This is a genomic window from Roseibium sp. AWQ4_254 (assembly GCF_056161025.1).
The window spans coordinates 43,119-65,096 of sequence record NZ_JBSWYH010000022.1 but is presented as its reverse complement, the minus strand read 5'-3'; the positions used below and the strand labels follow the sequence as shown (position 1 = coordinate 65,096).

General features: G+C 59.9%; 17 protein-coding genes. 7 read left to right on the top strand and 10 right to left on the bottom strand.

Annotated features, from left to right (window positions below):
* Positions 1-130 precede the first annotated feature (130 nt).
* Genes ACXAIC_RS17165 through ACXAIC_RS17135 form a run of 7 tightly spaced genes read right to left on the bottom strand, consistent with a single transcriptional unit; the run spans position 131 to position 7,715 of the window.
* On the bottom strand, positions 131-2,029 hold the full coding sequence (locus ACXAIC_RS17165) for a V-type ATP synthase subunit A (protein ID WP_475182629.1): 1,899 nt from the start codon (positions 2,027-2,029) through the stop codon (positions 131-133).
* Positions 2,026-2,772 carry a hypothetical protein gene (locus tag ACXAIC_RS17160; protein WP_475182626.1) on the bottom strand — a complete coding sequence of 249 codons (747 nt, stop codon included), beginning with the start codon at positions 2,770-2,772 and terminating at the stop codon, positions 2,026-2,028. The genes ACXAIC_RS17165 and ACXAIC_RS17160 overlap by 4 nt, the downstream gene beginning before the upstream one ends.
* Positions 2,773-2,774: 2 nt before the next feature.
* On the bottom strand, positions 2,775-3,476 hold the full coding sequence (locus tag ACXAIC_RS17155; RefSeq protein ID WP_475182623.1) for a hypothetical protein: 702 nt from the start codon (positions 3,474-3,476) through the stop codon (positions 2,775-2,777).
* 9 nt (positions 3,477-3,485) lie between these two features.
* Positions 3,486-3,935 carry an ATP synthase subunit C gene (locus ACXAIC_RS17150; RefSeq protein WP_475182620.1) on the bottom strand — a complete coding sequence of 150 codons (450 nt, stop codon included), beginning with the start codon at positions 3,933-3,935 and terminating at the stop codon, positions 3,486-3,488.
* Positions 3,932-5,725 carry a V-type ATP synthase subunit I gene (locus ACXAIC_RS17145; RefSeq protein WP_475182616.1) on the bottom strand — a complete coding sequence of 598 codons (1,794 nt, stop codon included), beginning with the start codon at positions 5,723-5,725 and terminating at the stop codon, positions 3,932-3,934. The genes ACXAIC_RS17150 and ACXAIC_RS17145 overlap by 4 nt, the downstream gene beginning before the upstream one ends.
* Positions 5,722-6,345, bottom strand: coding sequence for a V-type ATP synthase subunit D (locus tag ACXAIC_RS17140; RefSeq protein WP_475182613.1), 624 nt, complete (start codon positions 6,343-6,345; stop codon positions 5,722-5,724). Before ACXAIC_RS17140 ends, ACXAIC_RS17145 begins: the two co-directional genes overlap by 4 nt.
* Positions 6,345-7,715 carry a V-type ATP synthase subunit B gene (locus ACXAIC_RS17135; RefSeq protein WP_475182609.1) on the bottom strand — a complete coding sequence of 457 codons (1,371 nt, stop codon included), beginning with the start codon at positions 7,713-7,715 and terminating at the stop codon, positions 6,345-6,347. The genes ACXAIC_RS17140 and ACXAIC_RS17135 overlap by 1 nt, the downstream gene beginning before the upstream one ends.
* Before the next feature lie 890 nt (positions 7,716-8,605).
* Between ACXAIC_RS17135 and ACXAIC_RS17130 the strand changes: the two genes are divergently transcribed.
* Both ACXAIC_RS17130 and ACXAIC_RS17125 read left to right on the top strand, forming a co-directional pair.
* Positions 8,606-10,393 (top strand): ethylbenzene dehydrogenase-related protein, encoded by a 1,788-nt coding sequence (locus tag ACXAIC_RS17130; protein ID WP_475182606.1) that lies wholly within the window; start codon positions 8,606-8,608, stop codon positions 10,391-10,393.
* Between the two features lie 29 nt (positions 10,394-10,422).
* On the top strand, positions 10,423-11,439 hold the full coding sequence (locus tag ACXAIC_RS17125; protein ID WP_475182601.1) for a 2Fe-2S iron-sulfur cluster-binding protein: 1,017 nt from the start codon (positions 10,423-10,425) through the stop codon (positions 11,437-11,439).
* 203 nt (positions 11,440-11,642) lie between these two features.
* Here the strand turns inward: ACXAIC_RS17125 and ACXAIC_RS17120 are convergent, their stop codons facing one another.
* The 3 genes from ACXAIC_RS17120 to ACXAIC_RS17110 form a co-directional block, all read right to left on the bottom strand.
* Positions 11,643-14,534 carry a bifunctional diguanylate cyclase/phosphodiesterase gene (locus ACXAIC_RS17120; RefSeq protein WP_475182598.1) on the bottom strand — a complete coding sequence of 964 codons (2,892 nt, stop codon included), beginning with the start codon at positions 14,532-14,534 and terminating at the stop codon, positions 11,643-11,645.
* 14 nt (positions 14,535-14,548) lie between these two features.
* A complete protein-coding gene (locus ACXAIC_RS17115) occupies positions 14,549-15,352 on the bottom strand; it encodes a PstS family phosphate ABC transporter substrate-binding protein (protein WP_475182594.1) in 804 nt (267 codons plus the stop codon).
* Between the two features lie 331 nt (positions 15,353-15,683).
* Positions 15,684-16,718, bottom strand: a complete 1,035-nt coding sequence (locus tag ACXAIC_RS17110; protein ID WP_475182590.1) for a LacI family DNA-binding transcriptional regulator — start codon at positions 16,716-16,718, stop codon at positions 15,684-15,686.
* A gap of 186 nt (positions 16,719-16,904) precedes the next feature.
* On the opposite strand from ACXAIC_RS17110, the gene ACXAIC_RS17105 reads away from it, so the two are divergent.
* The 5 genes from ACXAIC_RS17105 to ACXAIC_RS17085 all read left to right on the top strand — a co-directional run bounded on the left by ACXAIC_RS17105 (position 16,905) and on the right by ACXAIC_RS17085 (position 21,969).
* The gene (locus ACXAIC_RS17105; RefSeq protein ID WP_475182588.1) at positions 16,905-18,137 is read left to right on the top strand and encodes an ABC transporter substrate-binding protein; all 1,233 of its coding nucleotides are present in this window, start codon (positions 16,905-16,907) and stop codon (positions 18,135-18,137) included.
* A 72-nt stretch (positions 18,138-18,209) separates the two neighbouring features.
* Positions 18,210-19,103, top strand: coding sequence for a carbohydrate ABC transporter permease (locus ACXAIC_RS17100; protein ID WP_475182584.1), 894 nt, complete (start codon positions 18,210-18,212; stop codon positions 19,101-19,103).
* Between the two features lie 88 nt (positions 19,104-19,191).
* Positions 19,192-20,019, top strand: a complete 828-nt coding sequence (locus ACXAIC_RS17095) for a carbohydrate ABC transporter permease (RefSeq protein WP_475182784.1) — start codon at positions 19,192-19,194, stop codon at positions 20,017-20,019.
* An 83-nt stretch (positions 20,020-20,102) separates the two neighbouring features.
* Complete coding sequence (locus ACXAIC_RS17090; RefSeq protein ID WP_475182780.1) at positions 20,103-21,191, top strand: ABC transporter ATP-binding protein; 1,089 nt, start codon at positions 20,103-20,105, stop codon at positions 21,189-21,191.
* 31 nt (positions 21,192-21,222) lie between these two features.
* Positions 21,223-21,969: a sugar phosphate isomerase/epimerase family protein gene (locus tag ACXAIC_RS17085; RefSeq protein WP_475182580.1), complete on the top strand. Its 747-nt coding sequence runs from the start codon at positions 21,223-21,225 to the stop codon at positions 21,967-21,969.
* The last annotated feature ends 9 nt before the right edge of the window (positions 21,970-21,978 follow it).

Here is a 21,978-nt window from a genome sequence, read left to right as displayed (position 1 = left end):
AACACCGGACGCTGACCAAATGGTCAAGAAAATCTAGAAAGGTGCTATGTACCTGGTCAAGACTATTTTTTGATCAAGCTCTTTTCGGGAGGCTTTTACCGGCCCTTTCTGACCGCTGGACCGTCTTGTCTCAACCACCTGAATGACCCGTTGCCCCCGTTGCCTCGTGCGCGCGCCCGGCAGATCCCGCCCCAACCCCGGAAGCAGCCCCGGAAGCAGCCTTGAACAAAGCCGTGATTTTGGCGGTCAGCTCCGTGCGCTCCTTGCTGCCATCCGCCGAATAGTTGAGATTTTTGAAGAGCGACGTCTGCTCTGTGAAAAACTGTCGCACGGCGTCCTTGTCCTCAAAGGCAAACTCTGCCTTCGCAATCCGGTAGACGAGAGCAAAGGTTTCCTGTTGGCGGGCCAGAGGAGCAGACACATCGACATCGTCAAACGCGTCCTGCTGCAGATAGACCATGTCGAGAAACAGCGCCTTTTGCTGAAGCACGAAATCCTCGGTGGAAACGCCCTCCTCCCCGGTCACCTGCATCATGCGCGTGATCTCGTCGCCCTTGCGCAGAAGCTCGATCATCTCTTCCACCCGGGGCACCCAGTCCGCGCCGATATTGTCCTGATACCAGGCGCCCAGCTGGGTGTGATAGCGGGACCAGGACAACAGCGGGTCAACGGCGGGGTAAAAGCGCTTGTAGGCCCGTTCCGAAGACAGGCCGAGAAAGGTCTTGACGGTTCCGAGGGTCGACTGTGTCACCGGCTCTTCGAAATTGCCCCCCGCCGGGGACACAGTCCCGATCATGGTCAGGCTGCCGGTCTCACCGGTTGCGGTCTTGAGGACCCCGGCGCGCTCATAGACGCCCTTGATGGCGGAATCCAGATAGGCCGGGAAAGCCTCCTCGCCGGGGATTTCTTCCAGGCGGCCGGAGGTCTCGCGCATGGCCTGTGCCCAGCGCGAGGTGCTGTCTGCGATCAGCAGCACATCATAACCCATCTGCCGGTAATATTCACCAAGGGTGATGCCGGTATAGATCGAGGCTTCGCGGGCGGCGACGGGCATGGATGACGTGTTGCAAATGATGACCGTGCGGTCCATCAGCGTGCCGTCCCCGGACGGATCGGGCTGATGGGGAAATTCCGTGATGGTTTCCACGACTTCCCCGGCCCGCTCGCCGCAGGCGACCACGATCACGATATTGACCGCCGAGAACCTGGAAATCAGGGATTGCAGCACGGTCTTTCCCGCCCCGAAGGGCCCTGGAATACAGCCCATGCCGCCCCGGGCAATCGGGAAGAAGGTGTCAATCAGGCGCAAGGTGGTGATCAGCGGTTCGCTCGGATAGAGCCGCTCGCTCTGCCCCGCCTTGATCAGGCCCTCCGGAAGGGCCCGCCGCACCGGCCAATGCTGCACCATGGTCAGATCACGAGTTCCGCCCCGGCCATTTTTCAGCGTAACAACCACATCGTTGATGGTGAAGGAGCCCTTGCGCACCCGCTCCACGGACCAGGACCCGTTGAGCGCAAACGGCACCATGACCTTGTGCTCGAAACGGCCTTCCGGCACCGTGCCGAGTGTATCCCCGGCCTTTACCGGATCGCCCGATTTCACCTGTGGCTCAAAGGCCCATTTGCGGGTCTGGTCGAGCGCATTGGTCAGCACCCCGCGTGGCAGGAAGAACCCGTGCTCGGCCGCAATATCGGCCAACGGGTTCTGAAGCCCGTCAAACACCGTGCTCAACAGACCCGGCCCCAGGGCCACCGACAGCATCTCGCCGCTCTGGATCACCTTGTCGCCCACCCGGACCCCGGCCGTACTTTCAAACACCTGGGCTTCGGCCGACTTGCCGCGCACCCGCAGCACCTCGGCTTTCAGATATTCCCTTGGCTTGCCGTCCCGTTCCGGTCCGTGGGGAATGATATAGACCACCTCGTTCTTGATCAGCGGTGCAGTGCCAAGGGGGGCAAGGGTCACAAGATCGTCCTGAACGGCAATGATCTCGGCCGTCGGCTCCGGAAGCTGAACATGGCTGGTCATGAAGGGGCATCCTCACGCAATAAAACAGTGTCTGACAGAAACTCCTCTCCGGCCAAAGAGCCGGAGACTTCACCGGTCCCCTCAAGGGCAGCGGTCAAAAGGCCGCTCAGGCGCCCGGCTGCTCCGCTCTCATTGTAGCGGGACCAGCGCTCAACGATGACCCATCGCAGCACATAGATGCAGACAGCCTCGAAATCGAATTCATGCAGTGCCCCATACTGGTCAAGCTGGCGGAACACCTGGGTCAGGGCCAAACGCTCCATGGCGATATGGTCGCCCGCTTGCATCAGGCGCTGCGCTTCGCCAATCCAGGGCATGAAATGCCCGAGGCCAAAAGCCGGGTCGCTCCAATTGGCCTTGATCCGGCTACACCAGCGGCCATAGCCCCAGTCGGAAATGTTTCCGGCGCTCTCCTGTCCGTCCCGGCGGCGGCGCAGCGCCGCAATCAGGGTCCGTGTCTCCATGCGCGCCGTGACCAGATGCTGAAGATCCTGCATGTCCTTCAGATCAGCGGTGATCTGACGGGCCCGCCCGATCACCTCACTGTCGGTGTCATATTTGGCCACACCCGCCCAGGCGGTGATTTCCACCAGCTCTTTGAGCAGGAGCTGATGCTCCGCCTCCAGCATGGCAAGGCGCTGCCTGAGCCGGAATTCGGAGATCGGCACCTCCTTGCGGGAAAACAGGCTGCCCAGATGGGGCAGGCTGGTCACCAGCGCGATATATTGGTGCGGCTGCGGCATGGTTAGCGGAGCACCCCTTCCATCACCGCCCGCAGGCGCGGCTGCAAATGCCGTTTGAGCAAGGTGGCAATTGCCTCTTCGGTCAGGTCGATAGAAACATCCCGCTCGGTCAGTTTCACCTTGATGCCGTCAAAACCCGGCGCGGTGGAGAAAGTCACCCCCTCCCGCAAGGCATCTCCCGCGAGGGCGATGACAAAATGGGTCAATGTGCCCGGCTCAACCGCCTCAGGAGACTGTTTCAGCTCCTCGAAGGTCACGATCTTTTCCGGCAGCACGATCACCATCGGTTCGCTGTCATTCACGGAGGCATTGTCACGGGCCGTCGCAGCCATGGCCAGAATGAGCTTTTGCAAAAACGCCTCATCGCCCAGGGTGGTGCCGACCAGACGGGCGGCCTCCTGCTGGATGCGCTCGCCCAGTTCATTGCGCAGGCTGAGCACCAGATCGCGTGCGGCAACCTTGAGCCCGTCTTCCGTTGCCGCCTTTTCCCGGGCCGCTTCACTGCGAGCGCTGTTCACCAAATCATCCGCCTTCCGGCGGGCCTCCGCAACGATCTCCCCGGCCTGAGCCTTTGCCCTGGCCAGGATCTCGTCCCGTTCGCTTTCACCCGCTGTCACACCTTCCTGTTTCAGGCGGTCAATCAGCGCCTGGACCCCGGCCCCGGCCGCATTTTCCAGATCCGTCGTGCCGTCATGTTTGGACATGCGCGCCTCCTAGTTCGGGATCGATCCGGCCAGCACCAGCGCAAAGACCAGCGCGAATACGGAAAAGCCCTCCAGCACGGCAGCCGGGGCCAGTGAAATGCCAAAAATCTCCGGCTTGGCCTTGGAGGCATGGATCGCCGAGGCCAGGACCTCGCCCTGACGGATGCCGGTGAACAGCATGGTCACTCCGGACAGGACACCGATGCCAAACAGGGCTGCGCCATTGGCCGCATCAACACTTGACTGCTGCAGCGAGAACATGATGACGATGCCGTAAATAACCTGGGAGGACGGCATCAGCGAGACACCGATAAAGCGGCCATAGCCGCCCTCACTGTCCAGCATGGCGCCGATGGCGGCACTGCCGCCCAGCGCACAGCCCCAGGCGCTGCCAATGGCACCAAGGGCCACGGGGGCAAATAACCCAAACCAGCCGAGAGCCACAACGAATTCGTTCACAGGCGTGTCTCCTCTTTCTTGAACGGACGGAAGGGCATGCCCTCGTCTTTCAGACCCCAATTGAAAAATTCAATGACATTCAGGCGCAGGCCATGGACGCAGCCGGCAATCAGCCCAAGACCGATATTGATGGCATGGCCGAGCACCAGAACCGCGAGCGCAATCAGAAGACCAATGCCCGGAACCGCCTGATTGAGCTGCCCGGAGAGCGAATTGATCGTTTCCGCCAGGGACGCCGCCGCAAGGCCAAGCGCGAACAGACGCATGTAACTCAGCACATCGGAGAAGACATTGACCACCCGCGCCAGCGCCGCCAGCCCGTCAAAGACCCTGAGGCCGCCGGCCTTCAGGGAGGTGACCTTCCGGTCGCTACCAAAGATCCCGACCAGCAACAGACCGCCGACGACCGCTGCCGGTCCGGCCGCAGCCAGTGCCGTGCCCTGCCCCAGAAAGGTGGCCAAACCGCCGAGAGCCACCAGACACCAGCCTGCGGGCTGCAACCGGCCGCTCAGGCCGGTCTCGTGGAGCGCGCGCATGATATTGGCCAAAACGATATGAACGACGCCGATGGTCAGCGTGATTTTCATCATCGTGTCCACATCCTTCAGATGAAGCACTTTCAGATGGGCCAGAAAACCGCCCTCTGGTGGCGCCACCCCGAAATAACTGCCCGTTGCGACCCCGAAGACTGTTGTGGAAACCATCAGCCAGACCGACATGCGCCAGAGCCGCCGTGCCTGGGCAGAACCGGAAAAGCGCTTGCGGAGCAGGACCAGCAGGGACAGAAGCAGCAGGCCATACCCTGCATCCGTCATGATCATGCCGAAGAAGATGATGAAGGACACATAGACAATTGCCGACGGATCCCAGTCCCGGTAACCGGGGGTCTGGTAGAATTCCACCAGATCCTCGCCGCCCTCCAGGGCCGCCGGATTTTCCAGCAGGGTTGGCGGGCGGTCGTCCCGCGAAACCTTGTCAAAGACGGCGGCCACACCAAGCCCGGCGGCAAGGTCCTGAATGCGAGTTTCCTGATCCTGCCGGGCCCAGGCCTGAAGCACAAAGACACGGGCGGTATCGGCGGTTTCCAGCGCCGCCCGCTGCCGGGCTGCCCGGTCACGGGCGGCAGCCAGGTTCTGCGCCAGCAAATAGCGCCACTTGGTCAGAGACTGCCGCTCCAGGTCCAGCTCTTCCAGTTCCACCAGTGCCTGCTCACGGGCGTTTTTCAACTGGGAAAGGGACTGGGCGCCGATATGGACCCTGGGCACAGGCATGGCGCTCTGAGGCGGCTCCTCCGGCGCAAGCAGAACAATATAGGCACGGAACCTGTCCCGGTGGACGATCTCCATGACCTTACCCGCCGGATCCACATGTTTGAGCGTGCCGGTGGGCACCACATAGAACCAGAGCCTGTTGTCACCGATTTCCGCAAGATCCGAGAAACTGAATTCCCCCCAGGGCTCCACATCCTTGATCCTGCGCGCCAGTTGGGCCAACCGGTCCTGACAGGCTTGCAAGGCCTTGCGGTTTTCCAGGGCTGCCGTCACCACATGTTCCAGATCGAAGCCTTCTGCCAGGGTCTGGGGGTGGCGCTGCACGGGGCCGTCGATCAACCAGCGCAAAGCCTCAACCGCCTCCCGGCCGAGACCGGCCGGAACCGCTTCCAGTTCCTTTTGCGCGGAACCGAGCGGGATCAGATGCAGGGAGCCAAACACCTGAGCGGCTTCCAGCACCTTGTCCTTGTCTTCCAGAATGCCGATCAGACTGACCTTGACGAGCGGAACAATGGTCATAGCTGCGCCATCCTGACGCCTGCGCTGCGGGCCGCTGTCTTGCGTTTGGATATTTTCGCGCGCACCACCGCATCCCGCTCCGCATCAGCCAGTGCCATGCGGATTTTCTTGATATTTTGCTCCGCCTTCGGGATCAGCACCTTTTCAAACAGATTGACCCTGCGCGAGATCACCGCTTCGGCCTCCACCAGCCGGGCAATCCGCTCCCGGGCCACATCCCGTTCCAGAGTGAGCTTGAGCAAATCACGCATGGCCGACACATAGGGATCGACCCAGTGCGGGCGCGCCAGAAGGGAATAGGGCTTTGTTTCCACCTCAATACTGTCCAGCACCGGCAGAACCGTGCCCGACAGGTTCTGCTCGCCGCGCCGGACGGCTTTCAATGTCACCAGGCCTTCCAGGGGAACCTGCGTGTTGGCAAGCATGGGCAGGTCTGCCGCGACATCCTTGAAGCGTTGTTCACAGTCCTGTTCCAGCCGGGCCAAAACCTGCCGCGCCTTGGCACGCTCGGCCATGATCTGCAGCCGCTTGAGCTCAAGAGACGGCAGAAACCGGCGGTACTCGGCCAGTTGTGTGTTTTCCCGAGCCAGGGATGACTTGTTGAGCGCGAGCTTCGCCATCAGGCCGCAGCCTCACCATCTGTGCTGCCGGTGGCCGGGGCCGCCTTCGGAAAATACTTGTCGATGAGGCCCTGTTTCATCACGAGCTGATCCGGCTCGAAACACTCCGCCAGCGTCTGCCAGCACAGGTCCAGCGCCTCTTCCAGCGGCCTGGAGACATCAATATCCATGAACCGCTCTCGGAATAACGCGCCAAATTTAAGCAACTGCCGGTCATAACCTGACAGTTCAAACGCCATGGACTGCTTCTGTTCCGCATCGCGTGCGCCGGAATAGAACCGGATCATGGTGTTCATGATCTGATTATGATCCTCCCGGGTGACCTTGCCGATCACATGCTGTTTCAGCCGCGACAAGGACCCGAACGGGTCGATCACCCCGCTGTGCAGATAGAACTGCCCCTCGGTGATGTAGCCGGTATTGTCCGGCACAGGGTGCGTTACATCGTTCCCCGGCATGGTCGTGACCGTAAGTATGGTGACGGAGCCGGACCCTTTGAAGTCACAGGCCTTTTCATAGCGCCGCGCCAGCTGGGAATAGAGATCCCCCGGATAACCGCGATTGGCCGGCACCCGCTCCATGGCGATGGAAACCTCTTTCATGGCATCGGCAAAGGCGGTCATGTCGGTCAGGAGGACCAACACGCGCTTGCCTTCTTCCACGGCAAATTTTTCAGCAACCGCCAGCGCCATGTCCGGCACCTGCAGCCGCTCCACCACCGGATCGGACGCCTGATTGATAAACATGACCGTGCGCGGAAAGACTCCTGCGTCCTCGAACTGTTTCCGGAAGAACGCATAGTCGTCAAAGATCAGGCCGAGACCGCCAAACACCACGATATCCGCATCCGCCTGAATGCCGATCCGGGCCAGAAAAGGGTTGTAGGGCTCTCCGGAGACCGAGAAGATCGGGATCTTCTGGCTTTCGACGAGGCAATTGAAAATATCGATCATCGGCACATCCGTGCGGATCATCCTGGAGGCCAGAACCCGTTTCATCGGGTTTGCCGACGGTCCGCCGATGGGCACCGCCGGATCGCTGGACAGGTCCGGCCCCTGATCAATGGGATGGCCCGCACCATCAAACACCCGTCCAAGGATATTACCGGAATAGGTCACCTTGGCCGCTTCGCCGAGAAACCGCACAGAGGCGTTGTTGGCCAGCCCCTTGGTGCCCGAATTCACCTGGAGCGACACCATTTCCGCATCAATATTGATGACCTGGGCGAGGGACGCCGCGCCATTGCCGGCGTCCACCACGGCCAGATCACCCAGACAGGGGCGGCCTTCAGAGTCCGCGTTTGAAGCAGACACCTGAATGCGGATGATATCTCCGACAATGTCGACAATTCGGGTATGCGAGACGAGCATGACGGCCCCCTGGGAATGCACTGCTTTTTTCAAGAGCCTGATCCGGCCCATCGGATAAAACACGGCCCTGCAATCGCAAAACTCATTCTAGACGTGCAATTGACACCACAACAACCCGTTTCAAGCCTCTCCGGATTACTCTTAAAGAAACCGGAGTGAGCGTAAGCGAGAATAGATTACGCCAGTATGACCTGGATCATTGCCGGACCAATCATTCTGAGGAAGGCCAGAGGCTTGTCTCGAACAACACGACGCAAGGGCAAATGCTGAGGCGAGGTTATACCAACCTCACTAGATAGGAACCGATCAATCCGGGAATGAAACTTTGGGAAGTGGCTGCGTCTCTTTCCAAGACCCGGCGCAATGCGGCACAGCAGCGAGAGGACAGCAGCAGAAGGATCCACTTGCGGCAGTCTCATCTGCTTGTCATTCCTGCGGCCGCAGAAACTCAGCAAACATCTTCAATCCCACACATTGCGGTCCCTGCAGCAAGCTGAATCGCGGCATTTTGCTTCTCGGCGACCGGCACGCACTGGAGGCCGCAGCCCTTTCCTTCGAAATTGTCCCCTTGCGATTTTCACCTCTGCGAAAATTAGGAAATTACCTTTGATTATATTCAGTAAACCAATCAGCATATCTGCAAGTCAAAACTGCAACCCGCATCACAATTAACAGTTATGAACGCTTCTCTTTTTGCACTATTTTGCAGATAATGCATGCATTGCTTCGCTTTTTTGCTTCCGTAAATTTCAGAATAGCGGTTTTATCCTTTCCTTTTCTGTTGAAATCAGCTTCTTAGACATCAAGAGAATAGTGTTCGATTAGTCATTGACTGACGAATCGAAACACAATCCTGAGATGCGGTGCCAAGACGATGTCGGGAGAGGCCTTTGTCGGATCACGTAAACGAGCGCAACCTTAACCTAACGGACGCACAAAGCTCCGCTAGGAGAGTTTCTGCAGACACGGCCGCAGGGCATTCCGGCCGGGCGTCCCGGAGCCCGAACGCTCCGCAAGCCGTGGTGCGCAGCGATGTCGGCACAATTGTGCTGCACTGGACCCTTGTGGCCGCCATTGTCACCAGCCTCGTAACCGGCCTCCGCCTGTCTTCGGACGCGGAAGGCGCGTGGTTCTCAAAACTGTTCGAGCCGATACTTCCCCAAGGGGAAATCTGGACCTGGCACTATGTGTCCGCCGTCTTCGTGCTTGCTCTGATCTTTTCCTATGCTCTCTACATGTCCGCCGCCCGGCTGAAGCGGCGGATATCGTTGAAAAAAATCGTGGTGCTGTCCCTTCCGGCCAGCACCAAACTGCGCCTTGCCGCAGTCAATGTGATTGCCTACTGGCTGATGTTTGCCGCCATTCTCACCCTGACCGCCACTGGCGTTCTTCTCTATCTCGGCCATGGAGGGGGCTGGGTGACCGTGCATTATGTCTCTGCCCTTATGGTGATGGGCTACATGGTGGCCCATGTGGGGCTGCATTATTTGTACGGTGGCCTTGCCCAGCTTGTGCGCCTGTTCCGGCCGCAAAGCCTTCGCCAGTTCCCCGGAATGAGCCGCTATCCGCTGCTGAAATCGGCGGCCATCGGCGCGGTCGTGATTGCCGCAGCCGTGTCGCTGGATTTTGCCACGCGCGGAAATCTGGTGGTCGCTCAGGCCGAGGCCCTGCCCAAGCTGGACGGGATCCTGGATGACCCGGCCTGGCGGGATGCCCGTCCGGTGTCCTTAAGGACCCACCAGGGCTCCAATCTGGATGGCATCGGGACCTCCAAGGTCGAAGCCAGAGCCGTCCAGGTCGGCGACAAGATTGCCTTCGCCTTCCGCTGGCAGGACGCGAACCGCTCCTTGAAACGCCACCCCCTGATCAAGACCGGAGACGGCTGGAAAATGCTCAACAACCGAGCGGATATGTCCGATGAAACCGCCTACTATGAGGACAAGTTCTCCATCGCCTTTTCGAAAACGGATACGTTTGGCGGTGGCGGCTCAACCCATATGGGCCCCAAACCGCTGGCAGGAAAACCGTCGGCCTTTCACGGGCGTGGCCTGCATTACACGACCGATGGCAGCCTTCTGGACGTGTGGCAATGGAAAGCCTCGCGCGGGGGCATGCTGGGCCGGGTCGACGACATGTGGTTCGGCACGCCGAAAGAGCCGGACGAGGCCCATTTGGCCGGGCAGAAGCGATACAGCGCCGGCTATGGCGCCGACAAGGGCACCTCCTTCTATGTCTATAACTACAAGAAGCGCAGCGGCTCGGACTACAAGCATGCCGTTGACGTGCGCCGCCTGCCGGCCGACTACCGCAAGACTGCGGCCCTGATGGGCAAGATCGATCTGGATCTGGAAGCCAGTGACGATGCAGGCTCGCAATGGTGGATGTTCGACGCGGAGAGTGTTCCCTATTCACCGGAAAAAGATGCCGAAATTCCCGTTGGCACGATCATTCCCGGCGTCCTGATTACCGGAGACTATACCGGCAGCCGGGCCGACCTGACCGGCGGCGCCAGATGGCAGGACGGCTACTGGACCCTGGAGGTGATCCGGGCCATGGACACCGGCCACGTCCAGGATCTGGCCATGGCGGACGGGCTTTATGTCTGGCTGTCCGTCTTTGACCACAACCAGACCCGCCACACGCGGCATTCCCGGCCGCTCCGCCTGACCTTCAACTGATGCCGCAACGCCCAGCACGGACCCTCTTCATGTCAAAAAGCACCTGCACCGTCACCATCAACGGAAAGAAAATAAAGGCCAATGTCGGCAACACGCTGATCGATGCAGGGCTGGGAGGCCGGCTGGTCCTGCCCCATGACTGCTGTTCGGGCCAATGCGAGACCTGCCGTGTGCGCGTTCTGAATGGCAAGGTGGACGCCCTTGGAACCGAGGAGAAGAGCACCGTCCTGGGATGCCTTGCGGTGCTGGAGGGGGATGCGGAGATTTCCTACGATCCGGTGCCGATTGTCAAAACCGTCAAGGGAACGGTGGACAGCATCCGGACCATCAAGGAGGGCTATCTGGAAGTCAGGGTCCAGGTCGACAAACCGGTGCCGTGGCTGCCGGGGCAATATCTGCGCACCACATTCTCCGGCTTTCCTTCAAGGGACTACAGCCCGACCACCCCTCTCAATCTGGATGCGGAGCAGGATGTGGTCGCGTTTCACATCAAAGTCTATCCCGGCAGCGTCGTCTCCTCCCGGCTGGGAACGGAGATCGGCAAGGGCCACAGCGTCAAACTGCGCGGACCCTTTGGCAACGGCTTCCTGCGCCGCCAGTCGGAACCTCTGGTCCTGACCTCAACCGGCACCGGCTTTGCTCCGATCTGGGCCATCGCTGTTGCCGCCGTGATGGGCCAGCCGGAGCGGGACATCCGGATGATCGTCGGCGCCCGAGCACGAGACGGCCTTTATATGCGCGATGCCATCCGCTGGCTGCGCAACCGCGGTGTCGATGTGACCCTGACCGCGGGCGATGGCGACAACGAAACGGTCATGACCGCCCGGCCTTATGAACTTCTGGGCGCACTGACACCTGACCATGTTGTCTATTCGGCAGGGTCGCCGTCCCATGTGGAGACCACGCGCGACGCCGCCCGCCACGCCGGGGCCGTTTTCTATGCCGATCCGTTTTATGTGGCGGAGGAAAGCTCCGGGCTGCGCAGCCTTGCCACCCACTTGCTGCGCAAGGCCAGAACCCCGTTCTCAGGCGCGCCTGTCAATTAGAGCGCCCCGCTTTCCTATAGGGCAGAAGCGTTTTGGCTTTTGCATCGAAATCTTTTTCTTCAGACAGCGAGCGGCCAATCGATCGAATGCGGACTGCACTCAAACAAACTGCAAGCTATAGGGGCAGTTGCGCCCAAGTGCGTCCGCGCTCCCTCAAGGGCAGGCGAAGTCACCTGTGACGTCCACCGGGACCGGCCGGCTCCTTATTGGGCAGCCACAGTCAGGGGCCGCCTGCATTCAAACAGCAACTCATCCATTTCGCAGACGGGCATGGGACGGCCCAGGAAATAACCCTGCGCATCGGTGCAGCCGATATCCTTGAGCATCTCCAGAAGAAGCTCGGTTTCCACGCCCTCGGCAGTCGTGGTCATGTCCAGGTTCTTGGCCAGGTCGATCACCGCCTTCACGATGGAGACGGATTCGTCCGAATAGGCCATGGAACGCACGAAAGACTGGTCGATCTTGATCTTGTCGAAAGGGAATTTGCGCAGATAGCTGAGAGACGAATAGCCCGTCCCGAAGTCGTCCATCGACACTTTCACTCCAAGCGCCTTGGCATGGTGCAGCGCATCCAGAATTTCCTCTGAATCGATCAAAAGGACACTTTCGGTCACTTCCAGTTCCAGCCGCTCCGCTTTTAGGCAGGACTTGGTCAAGGCCCCGATCAGAACCGGCCCGAACGCATGGCCGCGCAACTGGCGCGGCGACAGGTTAACGGCCACCCGCAAATGCCCGGGCCAGCTGGCCGCAAGCCGGCAGGCCTCGTTCAGCACCCATTCGCCAAGCTGCACGATCAGGCCGGTATCCTCGGCAAGCGGAATGAACTCCATCGGCGGCACCTTGCCGCGTGTTGGGTGATTCCAGCGCAACAGCGCCTCAAACCCGGTTACCGTACTGGTTTTCAGCGCATATTGCGGCTGGAAATACAGCTCAAACTCCTCATTGGCGATCGCCCCGCGCAGGTCGGTGATCAGCTCGCGCCGCTGATTGACGGCCGTGCCCATGTCCGCCTTGAAGAAGCGGTGGGTGTTGCGCCCATCTTCCTTGGCCCGGTAGAGTGCCAGATCAGCCTGTTTGAACAGGTCGTCTCCCGCAACCCCGTCGCCCTTCGATACGGCAATGCCGATGCTCGCGCCGATGACGATCTCGTGGTCGGCGATACGGAATGGTTTCGACAGGTCCCAGATGACCGACTGGGCCAGTTCATCCACGGTGTATAGGTCCACGGGCAGACTGGTGAGGATGGCAAATTCATCACCGCCGAGCCGCACCACAAGCTCCCGTTCGCTGACCAGTCTCTTCAGGCGTTCGGCAACCTGGCGCAGCAACTCATCTCCGATCGGATGGCCAAGGGAATCGTTGACCGTCTTAAACTCATCCAGATCCAGGCAAAGGATCGCGAACTCGCCCCCGAAGGACTCCTGCCGCTTCAGCAGCGCGTCCAGCTGGTCGCGAAATTCGATCCGGTTGGGCAGTTGGGTCAAGATATCGTGCCGGGCCAGGAACGCCAGCCTATCCCGGGCCTCCTGGCGCTCAGTGATATCTTCTGAAATTTCAACCCAGCCTCCGTCGGACAGGGGCTGGCGGGTGGTCAGTATGATCCGGCCGGAGCGCAACTTGACCATTTCCGTGCTGTGCGGGACCGATCCCGCGCGCGCACCGGGAAGGCGTCCATCCACGGAAACCGGCGCGTCTGCCTCAATAGGCTCCACTTTCAAGATCGCGGCAAGATCGGCGGCCGTCATGCCCGGCAGGACCGTTTCGGGGGCCAGATCAAACAGAGACGTGTAGCGCTGGTTGGAGACGATCAGTTTGCCCTTGGCGTCAAACATGCACAGACCGTGGGACATGTTGTTCAAGGCTGCATCAAACAGGACATTCTGTTTCCGCAGCTTGGTTTCCTGGGATTTCAGGATCGTGTTCTTCTCATGCACCCTTGCCCGCAGCGCATCGCGCTCACGCACCGACTGCTGCAGGGAGACCACAGAACGGGCGATATCCCCGACTTCATCAAGGCGTTCCGTACCTGCCACCCGGTTCTCAAAGTCACCATCCACAATCCCGGACAGGACCCGGGTGATCTTGGTCAGGGGCGAGGTGATCCGGCGGGACAGGAGATAAGCCATCGCCGCAAAGGCAATCAGGGCCAGACAGCCGAACAGCAGCAGCTTCTGCAAAAGCTTTGCCTCTTCTTCCGCCCCGATCCTGGTCAGCTCGCTCTGGGTTTCCGTCAGCTTCCCGATGGGCAGAAGGGCGCAGATCTCGATCGGTGGCACCGGCATACCGCATTTGATGACATGTCTGCCATTCAGCGTGATATTGGGTGTCTCGGGAGACACTTTCAGATCGGCCAGACTCCCATTGAACCCGGCTCTTGAAATGATCCGGCCCTCGTGAACAATCACCAGACCAAAGGCGTTGATGCTGGTCAGATCCGCCAGCAGGGGCTCGTTCTCCCGCAGCCAGCGCTGCGCCAGCAAGCCACCGATCACATAGCCGAAATCGTCAAAGACAGGCACGAACATAACTTCCGAAACGGTGTTTTCGTTCCGGCCCGGAACAAACACCTGACTTTCGGAAACCGGCAGGACCGCGCTATAGCTCAGCTCCGTTCCGGGCAGGCTTTCCTCAAGCGATCTGGTGATGTCCTCATAAAAGTCCAGTTTGGTGAGTTTCGCGCCCAGGGCCACCATGTCTGTCTCATAAGACGACGCGCCGATGATCCGGCCCGCCTCATCCAGAACAACGATGCCGTCAATATCGTCCAGCGCGGCCAGGGGCCCGAGCAATTCGGACATGGCCACATTGTTCCGCGATTCGATGGCCCGGACCGTATCCGGATCCGCGCCAATGGCGCTGAGGCGGCGCAGCCGGTCCTCGAACAGGAAGTCCAGGCGCTTTCCGGCCAGTTTCACATCCGCCGTCAGCGTCTCCAACAGACGGGTATGGGATAGTCTTAGCAGCTCCGTCTGCTGGCGCTGCATGCTGTCTTCCAGCTGATAGGCCACCAGTCCGATCAGCCCCGCAAAGGCGCAGAGCGCTGTGAAGACGGCGCCGTAGGTAAAGTGCCAAAGAAGAGACGCGTGACGGATCATCAGAACTGCAAAGGTCAGGGCGCGGCGGGAACGCCGCCAAAATCCCGGATCAGTTCTTTCGCTTTTCCGGAACGGATGAAGTCGATAAAGGCCTGCATGGTGTCATCCATGGTGCCTTGCTTGTAGATCAGGGCCAGGGTGACGGTACTCGGATAGGCCGCATCGGTCGGATGGTGACCATCGATCTTGAGCACGGACAGCCCTTCCTCCAACGGACGTGAATAGGGTCCGAACGCAATTGCTCCTTCCACGTCCCGGGCCGTGGAAATGGCCTCCTGGGTTGTCACAGCCGTTTTCGAGCGGGGCGAGATTTTCAGATCTGTCCAGCCGGGCATGGTGGCCCTGAGAACCTGCAGGGTGCTGTCCGCATCTTCCCTGCGCACGATCTTGACACGCAAGTCCGCCCCTCCCAGTTCGGACCAGTTCTGGATCTCACCCGCATATAGCTTCGCGAGATCTGCGCTCGACACTTCTGTGACCCCCGTCGAGGGATGTGCAAAAACAGCGCTCGGGATCTTTGCGACCGGCACATAATTGAGACCGAACTCGACTTCGCTGTCCTTCAGCGGCCGTGCGACCCGGCCCATACGCTCCGTGCCGGAACTGACGGCGGCAATCCCGCCCCCAGAGCCAATACTGGGAGGAATCTTGATACCGATGCCAGGATGGGCTGCCTTGAAACCTTCACCGATCTCCTGAAGCATCTCCAGACCATCACCTGTTCCGACAACGTTCAGAACCGGCCCTGCATGCGTTTTTTCTGAAAGCAGCGCTATGACGCAGAGAAACAGCGCCCTCTTCAGGCTTAACATCCGCATTTTTGACAATCCCTGTATATTTTACTGAACATACTGGCGGACCTAAGTTAATTAAGGGCTAAATTACCGACATTTTTCACTATAACGCTGCTGTATGCGGCCAGAATGATAATAAATACCAAACCATTTACAACCTCGACGCAACTCTGGACTGTGAAATTTTCATGAGACTGGCAAATAGTTTCCCGATTTTTCATTGCCTCGACCCTCTTCCACGCTGGTTAAATTTGAGATTAAACATATTTTAAACAGATTTTTCCGTTCTCTTCTCCCTGCGTTGTGAGAAATCATTGGACAATCCAGAATTCTCTGCGCGGGAGAAATGATCTGGTCATGACGAAAGCCTTGCCGTGCTTTCGCGAACCACCAGTTCAACCCCTATTATCATCGGGCCTTCCGGCTCCGGCCCGCCTGCATGTGGCTGGCTGATACGCTCCAGAAGCAGACGGGCCGCCCCCGCCCCCAGCCCGTGCCGGTCCTGCCGGATCGTGGTCAAAGGTGGTCCGAAATATTCCGACAGCTCGATGTCATCGAACCCGATAACCGAGATATCCTGCGGCACCTGAAGACCCTGCGCGTTCAAGCCCGAGATCAGACCAAAGGCCACCTGGTCCGACGCGCAAAAGACGGCGGTCGGACGGTGCTCCATGCGCAAGATGGCCTCTGCCGCCTGTCGGCCAGAGGCCAGGGAGAAGTCACCGCGCAGGATCCAGTCCTGCCGAAAGGGCAGGCCCAGACGGGCCCGCTCTTCCAGCATGCCCTTGCGGCGCGCATGGGTTAGGACATTGTCTTTCGGCCCGGTCACATGCGCGATCTCGCGGTGGCCCAGATCATAGAGATGCCGGACCGCCAGGCGCGCTCCTTCCCGATTGTCGCTGCGCACGGACGGCATCAGCAAGCCCTGAGGCCACTCACAGGCAAAGACAATCCTGCCATCAACCCCATGGTCCCGGCACCGCAGAAGCTCCTCCTCAGGCAGCGCTCCGTCCAGGCAGATCACTCCGTCAATCCGGGCATCTTGGAAATAATCCTCCAGAGAGGTCCCGGAGGCCGCACCGTCCTTTGTGTCTGCGATCAGAACCGATATGTCATGCTCCCCCAGATCCGCACTGATCCCCGCCAGAATTCTGGAAAAGAACGGATTACCGAGATTGGGTACCAGAACCAGAACGGCGCCAGCCCGGCGGGTTCTGAGCGTGCGTGCCGCCTTGTTAACCCGGTAGCCGGTGGCCCGGATCGCTTCAAACACGGTTGTGCGGGTGCCTTCGCTGAGCAATTCCGGATTGCTGAGTGCGCGGCTGACGGTCGCGGTCGACACTCCGGCCGCTGCGGCAACATCGCGTATGCGTGCGTTTTTCTGAACCAACCCCATCTCCGGTGCTTGCGATGCCCCTGTCTCACATTCCGGGTTGACAGAAAGACGTTTCGGGCAAATGATGATGAATGTAATCGATTACATGATACATACAACAAAATGTAATCGATTACAAAATCCGGCTTCTGTTCCGCCGGGAGGAGATTTCGAACAGCCAAAGTTCGATGGGAGGAAAACATGAAAGCTTTACGCGCGGCTCTTGTCGCAACAACAACCTTTTGCCTGGCCGGAGCGGCCCAGGCGACGGATCTTGAAGTGACCCACTGGTGGACCTCCGGCGGCGAAGCGGCCGCTGTGGCTGAATTCGCCAAGGCCTTCAACAAAACCGGCAACAAATGGGTGGACGGCGCCATTGCAGGCGGCGGAGGCACCGCGCGTCCGGTCATGGTCAGCCGCATCATTGGCGGAGACCCAATGGGAGCAACGCAGTTCAACCACGGCCGCCAGACCGAAGAACTGATTGAAGCCGGCCTGCTGCGCGATCTGACCGAGCTTGCCGAAGCCGAAGGCTGGAAGGATGTGGTTAACCCGCCTTCTCTCCTGGACAGCTGCACCAAGGACGGGCGGATTTACTGCGTTCCGATCAACATCCATTCCTGGCAGTGGCTGTGGCTTTCCAACGAAGCCTTCGAAAAGGCCGGTCTGCCTGTGCCGAAAAACTGGGATGAATTCGCCGCTGCCGCGCCCAAGCTGGAAGACGCCGGGATCATCCCGCTCGCCCTCGGTCAGCAGCCCTGGCAGAATTCCGGCCTCTTCAACGTTCTGATAGCCACCCTTGCCGGCCCGGAGACGCTGGTTCAGGTCTATGGCAACAAGGATACGGAAGTCGCCGCAGGCCCGGAAATTGCCCGGGTGTTCAAGGCCGCCGAAGATGCCCGCCGCATGCGCCAGGGCTCCAAGGTGCAGGACTGGAACCAGGCCACCAATCTGGTCATCACCGGCAAGGCAGCCGGTCAGATCATGGGGGACTGGGCCCAGGGTGAATTCCAGATCGCCGGAAAGGTCGCCGGAAAAGACTATACCTGCCTGCCGGGCCTTGGGGTCCATGAGGTGATTTCCACCGGTGGTGATGCCTTCTATTTCCCGGTGATTGACGATCCGGAGGTCAAAGAGGCCCAGGACCAGCTGGCAGCCTTGATGATGTCCCCTGAGGTCCAGGTCGCCTTCAACCTGAAGAAAGGCTCCCTGCCGGTGCGCGGTGACGTCGATCTGGATACGGCCAATGACTGCATGAAGAAGGGACTGGACATCCTGGCCTCCGGCAACACGCTGCCAGACGTCAACCAGCTCAACACCGAAGACACGAACACGCAGCTGAATGATCTTTTCGTTGAGTTCTTCAATGACGAGAGCATCACGCCGCAGGACGCCCAGGCCCGGTTCGTGGATATCATCGCTCAGGCGGATTGAGCCCATTCCGCCCAACTCCGCAGGGCCCGGAGGGCTCTGCGGTTTTTCTCTCCCTTCTTCAGGACGTAGCAGATGGCGACCGCAAACCGCCCGTTTCAGCCGTTCCGGAACCTGAATGCCAAGATCGCCTCAATCCCCATGGTGCTGACCGCACTGGTGATCTTTGTCGGGTGTACGGCCTGGACGATCTTTTATTCGTTTACCAATTCAAAGCTGCTGCCAAAGGCCAAGTTCGTCGGCTTCGACCAGTATGAACGGCTTTGGGGCGCCCGCCGCTGGCTGGTGTCCATCGAAAACCTTCTCATCTATGGCAGCCTGTCCCTGATCTTCTCCCTGGTGATCGGCTTTCTTCTGGCCGCCCTTCTGGACCAGAAGATCCGGTTCGAGGACACGTTCAGAACAATCATGCTCTACCCCTTTGCCCTGTCCTTCATTGTCACAGGGCTGGTCTGGCAATGGCTGCTCAATCCGGATCTCGGCATCCAGAACGTTGTGCGGGGCCTTGGTTGGGAAAGCTTCAGTTTCGACCCGCTCTACAATGCCGACATTGTCATTTACGGGGTTCTGATTGCCGGCCTATGGCAGGGCACGGGCTTGGTCATGTGCCTGATGCTGGCGGGGCTGCGCGGCATTGACGAGGACATCTGGAAGGCGGCCCGGGTCGACGGCATTCCCATGTGGAAGACCTATCTTTTCATTGTCATTCCGATGATGCGGCCGGTCTTCATCACCACCATCGTCATCATCACTTCCGGCATTGTGCGGGTCTATGATCTGGTGGTGGCCCAGACGGGCGGCGGGCCGGGCATCGCCTCGGAAGTGCCCGCCAAATATGTCTATGACTACATGTTCCAGTCGCAAAATCTCGGCCAGGGTTTTGCCGCCTCCAGCATCATGCTGCTGACGGTCGCCATCATCGTCATTCCCTGGGCCTATCTGGAATTCGGAGGGAAGCGCCGTGCTTAAGACCACGACCGAACCCGGAGCGTCCACGATCTATGTGCAAGGTCCGCGCGGGCAGCGGCCAAAACCCGTTCTGTCCCGCCGCAACATCATGCTCTACGGCACACTGATCGTGATCAGCCTCTACTATCTGCTGCCGCTTTACGTGATGGTTGTGACCTCATTGAAGGGCATGCCGGAAATCCGCCTTGGCAACATTTTCGCCCCGCCGGTCGAAATCACCTTCGAACCCTGGGTCAAAGCCTGGGCGGAGGCCTGCACAGGGCTCAATTGCGACGGCCTCAGCCGGGGGTTCTGGAACTCGGTCCAGATCACCATTCCCTCCGTGCTGATGTCCATCGCCATTGCCTCGGTCAACGGCTATGCGCTGGCCAACTGGCGCTTCCGCGGATCGGAAGTGTTCTTCACCATTCTCATCTTCGGGAGTTTCATTCCTTATCAGGTGATGATCTACCCGATCGTGATCGTGCTCCGGGAGATCGGCGTCTATGGCTCGCTGAGCGGACTGGTGATCGTGCACACGATCTTCGGCATGCCGATCCTGACGCTGCTGTTCCGCAACTATTTTGTTTCAGTTCCCGAGGAACTGTTCAAGGCGGCCCGGGTCGACGGGGCCGGGTTCTGGGGCATTTATTTCCGCATCATGCTGCCCATGAGCCTGCCCATCTTCGTGGTGGCGGTCATCTTGCAGATCACCGGGATCTGGAACGACTTCCTCTTTGGTGTCGTCTACACCAAACCGGACACCTACCCGATGACTGTGCAGCTCAACAACATCGTCAACTCGGTCCAGGGCGTGAAGGAATACAACGTCAACATGGCCGCAACGATCCTGACCGGCCTTGTCCCGCTGCTGGTCTATTTCGTCTCCGGTAAACTCTTTGTGCGCGGCATCGCCGCAGGCGCTGTGAAAGGCTGAGCCCCATGCAACCGACAACCGCATCTGTTCCCGCCACTCAAGACACCGAAGAGCCGGTGAACACGAGCGCAGCCGGGCAGGCTCTGACACCCAGCATCTCGATCAACAACCTGTGCCTGAGTTTCGGTGCCCTGGAGGTGCTCAAGGATCTCAGTCTGGATGTGCACCAGGGAGAGTTCCTGGTCCTGCTCGGCTCCTCCGGCTGCGGCAAGTCCACTTTGCTGAACTGCATTGCCGGACTTCTGGACATCACCGACGGCCAGATCTTCATCGGCGGCCGCAATGTCTCCTGGGAGGAGCCGGCCAAGCGCGGTATCGGCATGGTCTTTCAAAGCTATGCCCTTTATCCGCAAATGACTGTGGCAGGGAACCTGAGTTTCGGCCTGAAAAATGCCGGTCTGCCCAAATCGGAGATCAAGGAGCGGGTGGCGCGTGCGGCCAAAATTCTGCAGATCGAACCGCTCCTGAACCGCAAGCCTGCGGCCCTGTCCGGAGGACAGCGCCAGAGGGCCGCCATCGGCCGGGCCCTTGTGCGCGATGCCGATGTCTTTCTCTTTGATGAGCCGCTGTCCAATCTGGACGCCAAACTGCGGGCGGATCTGAGGGTCGAGATCAAGCAGCTGCACCAGAAGCTGAGCAACACCATGATCTACGTCACCCATGATCAGGTCGAAGCGATGACCCTGGCCGACCGGATCGCCATCATGCGCGGCGGCCAGATTCTGCAGCTCGCCCCCCCGAAAGAGATCTACAACCACCCGGCCAGCAAATATGTTGCCGAATTCATAGGGTCCCCGACCATGAATTTCTTCGACGGCACGGTGACCGGCGGAGACGCACCGCGCTTTCTGAGCGGACCGCATGACTTCGCCCTGACCGGTTATGCCTTCAAGACCGGCAAAGCCCTGCCGGGAGACGCCTGGCTCGGCATCCGGCCGGAACACATGGTGACCAGCGCAGAGGCGGACACCGCCCCGGTCCGCCTGTCCGGCAAAGTTGTTCTGGTCGACCCGCTCGGCTCCGACACCCTGGCTCAGGTGGCTCTTTCAGACCGCTCTGTCTGGGTGCGCCTGGACGGGCAGGCCAATGTCGCGCCCGGTGACACCCTTCAGGTCGGTTTCGAACCGGCCCGTGCCAATCTCTTCAGCAAATCCGGTGAAGACCGGATCTGATCGTCTTCCTCCAACCTTCAGGACATCAGTCATGGACGTTTCCTTTCAGCTCTATTCCGCCCGCAACTTTGCCCCATGGGACGGGGTGATCGCCTATCTGGCCAAGACCGGCTACACCCAGGTCGAGGGCTTCGGCGGCAACTACGAAGACCCGGCCGCCTTCCGCAGCCTGCTGGATGAGCACGGGCTGACCATGCCGTCGGGCCATTTCTTCCCGCTGGCCCAGTTTGAAGACGACCCGGACACGGTTCTGGCCACCGCCAGGACCCTTGGCATGGAACGCCTGTTCTGCCCGGCCTTGCCACCGGAAGAGCGGGTGGCCGATCCGGACGCCTGGGTGGCCGTTGGCAAGCGGCTGGAGGCCATCGGCGCACGGGTGCGGGACGCCGGCCTGCGCTTTGGCTGGCACAATCACGATTTTGAGTTTGCCGCCTGCTCAGACGGCCGCCTGCCGATGGACATTCTGCTGGACAGCGCCCCGTCCATTGAATGGGAGGCCGATATTGCCTGGATCGTACGCGGCGGACAGGACCCGATTGCCTGGATCGAACGCTATCAGGAGCGCATCACCACCGCCCATGTGAAGGACATTGCCCCGGACGGCCAATGTGCGGATGAGGATGGCTGGGCCGATGTGGGCCACGGGGTCATGGACTGGAGCGGCATCATGGCGGCCCTTCAGAAGGCCGGTGTCGATCTGTTCGTGATGGAACACGACAACCCGTCCGATTTCGAACGCTTCGCCCGCCGCTCCCTGGCAACGCTCAAGACATTCTGAGGACACACC

What these genes read in the sequence shown, in the direction of transcription:
- ACXAIC_RS17085 (WP_475182580.1), top strand. Translation starts at nt 21,223, where the DNA reads ATGGACGTTTCCTTTCAGCTCTATTCCGCCCGCAACTTTGCCCCATGG.
- ACXAIC_RS17160 (WP_475182626.1), bottom strand. Translation starts at nt 2,772, where the DNA reads ATGCCGCAGCCGCACCAATATATCGCGCTGGTGACCAGCCTGCCCCAT.
- ACXAIC_RS17145 (WP_475182616.1), bottom strand. Translation starts at nt 5,725, where the DNA reads ATGACCATTGTTCCGCTCGTCAAGGTCAGTCTGATCGGCATTCTGGAA.
- ACXAIC_RS17135 (WP_475182609.1), bottom strand. Translation starts at nt 7,715, where the DNA reads ATGCTCGTCTCGCATACCCGAATTGTCGACATTGTCGGAGATATCATC.
- ACXAIC_RS17125 (WP_475182601.1), top strand. Translation starts at nt 10,423, where the DNA reads ATGTCAAAAAGCACCTGCACCGTCACCATCAACGGAAAGAAAATAAAG.
- ACXAIC_RS17155 (WP_475182623.1), bottom strand. Translation starts at nt 3,476, where the DNA reads ATGTCCAAACATGACGGCACGACGGATCTGGAAAATGCGGCCGGGGCC.
- ACXAIC_RS17095 (WP_475182784.1), top strand. Translation starts at nt 19,192, where the DNA reads ATGCTCTACGGCACACTGATCGTGATCAGCCTCTACTATCTGCTGCCG.
- ACXAIC_RS17140 (WP_475182613.1), bottom strand. Translation starts at nt 6,345, where the DNA reads ATGGCGAAGCTCGCGCTCAACAAGTCATCCCTGGCTCGGGAAAACACA.
- ACXAIC_RS17120 (WP_475182598.1), bottom strand. Translation starts at nt 14,534, where the DNA reads ATGATCCGTCACGCGTCTCTTCTTTGGCACTTTACCTACGGCGCCGTC.
- ACXAIC_RS17115 (WP_475182594.1), bottom strand. Translation starts at nt 15,352, where the DNA reads ATGCGGATGTTAAGCCTGAAGAGGGCGCTGTTTCTCTGCGTCATAGCG.
- ACXAIC_RS17100 (WP_475182584.1), top strand. Translation starts at nt 18,210, where the DNA reads ATGGCGACCGCAAACCGCCCGTTTCAGCCGTTCCGGAACCTGAATGCC.
- ACXAIC_RS17165 (WP_475182629.1), bottom strand. Translation starts at nt 2,029, where the DNA reads ATGACCAGCCATGTTCAGCTTCCGGAGCCGACGGCCGAGATCATTGCC.
- ACXAIC_RS17105 (WP_475182588.1), top strand. Translation starts at nt 16,905, where the DNA reads ATGAAAGCTTTACGCGCGGCTCTTGTCGCAACAACAACCTTTTGCCTG.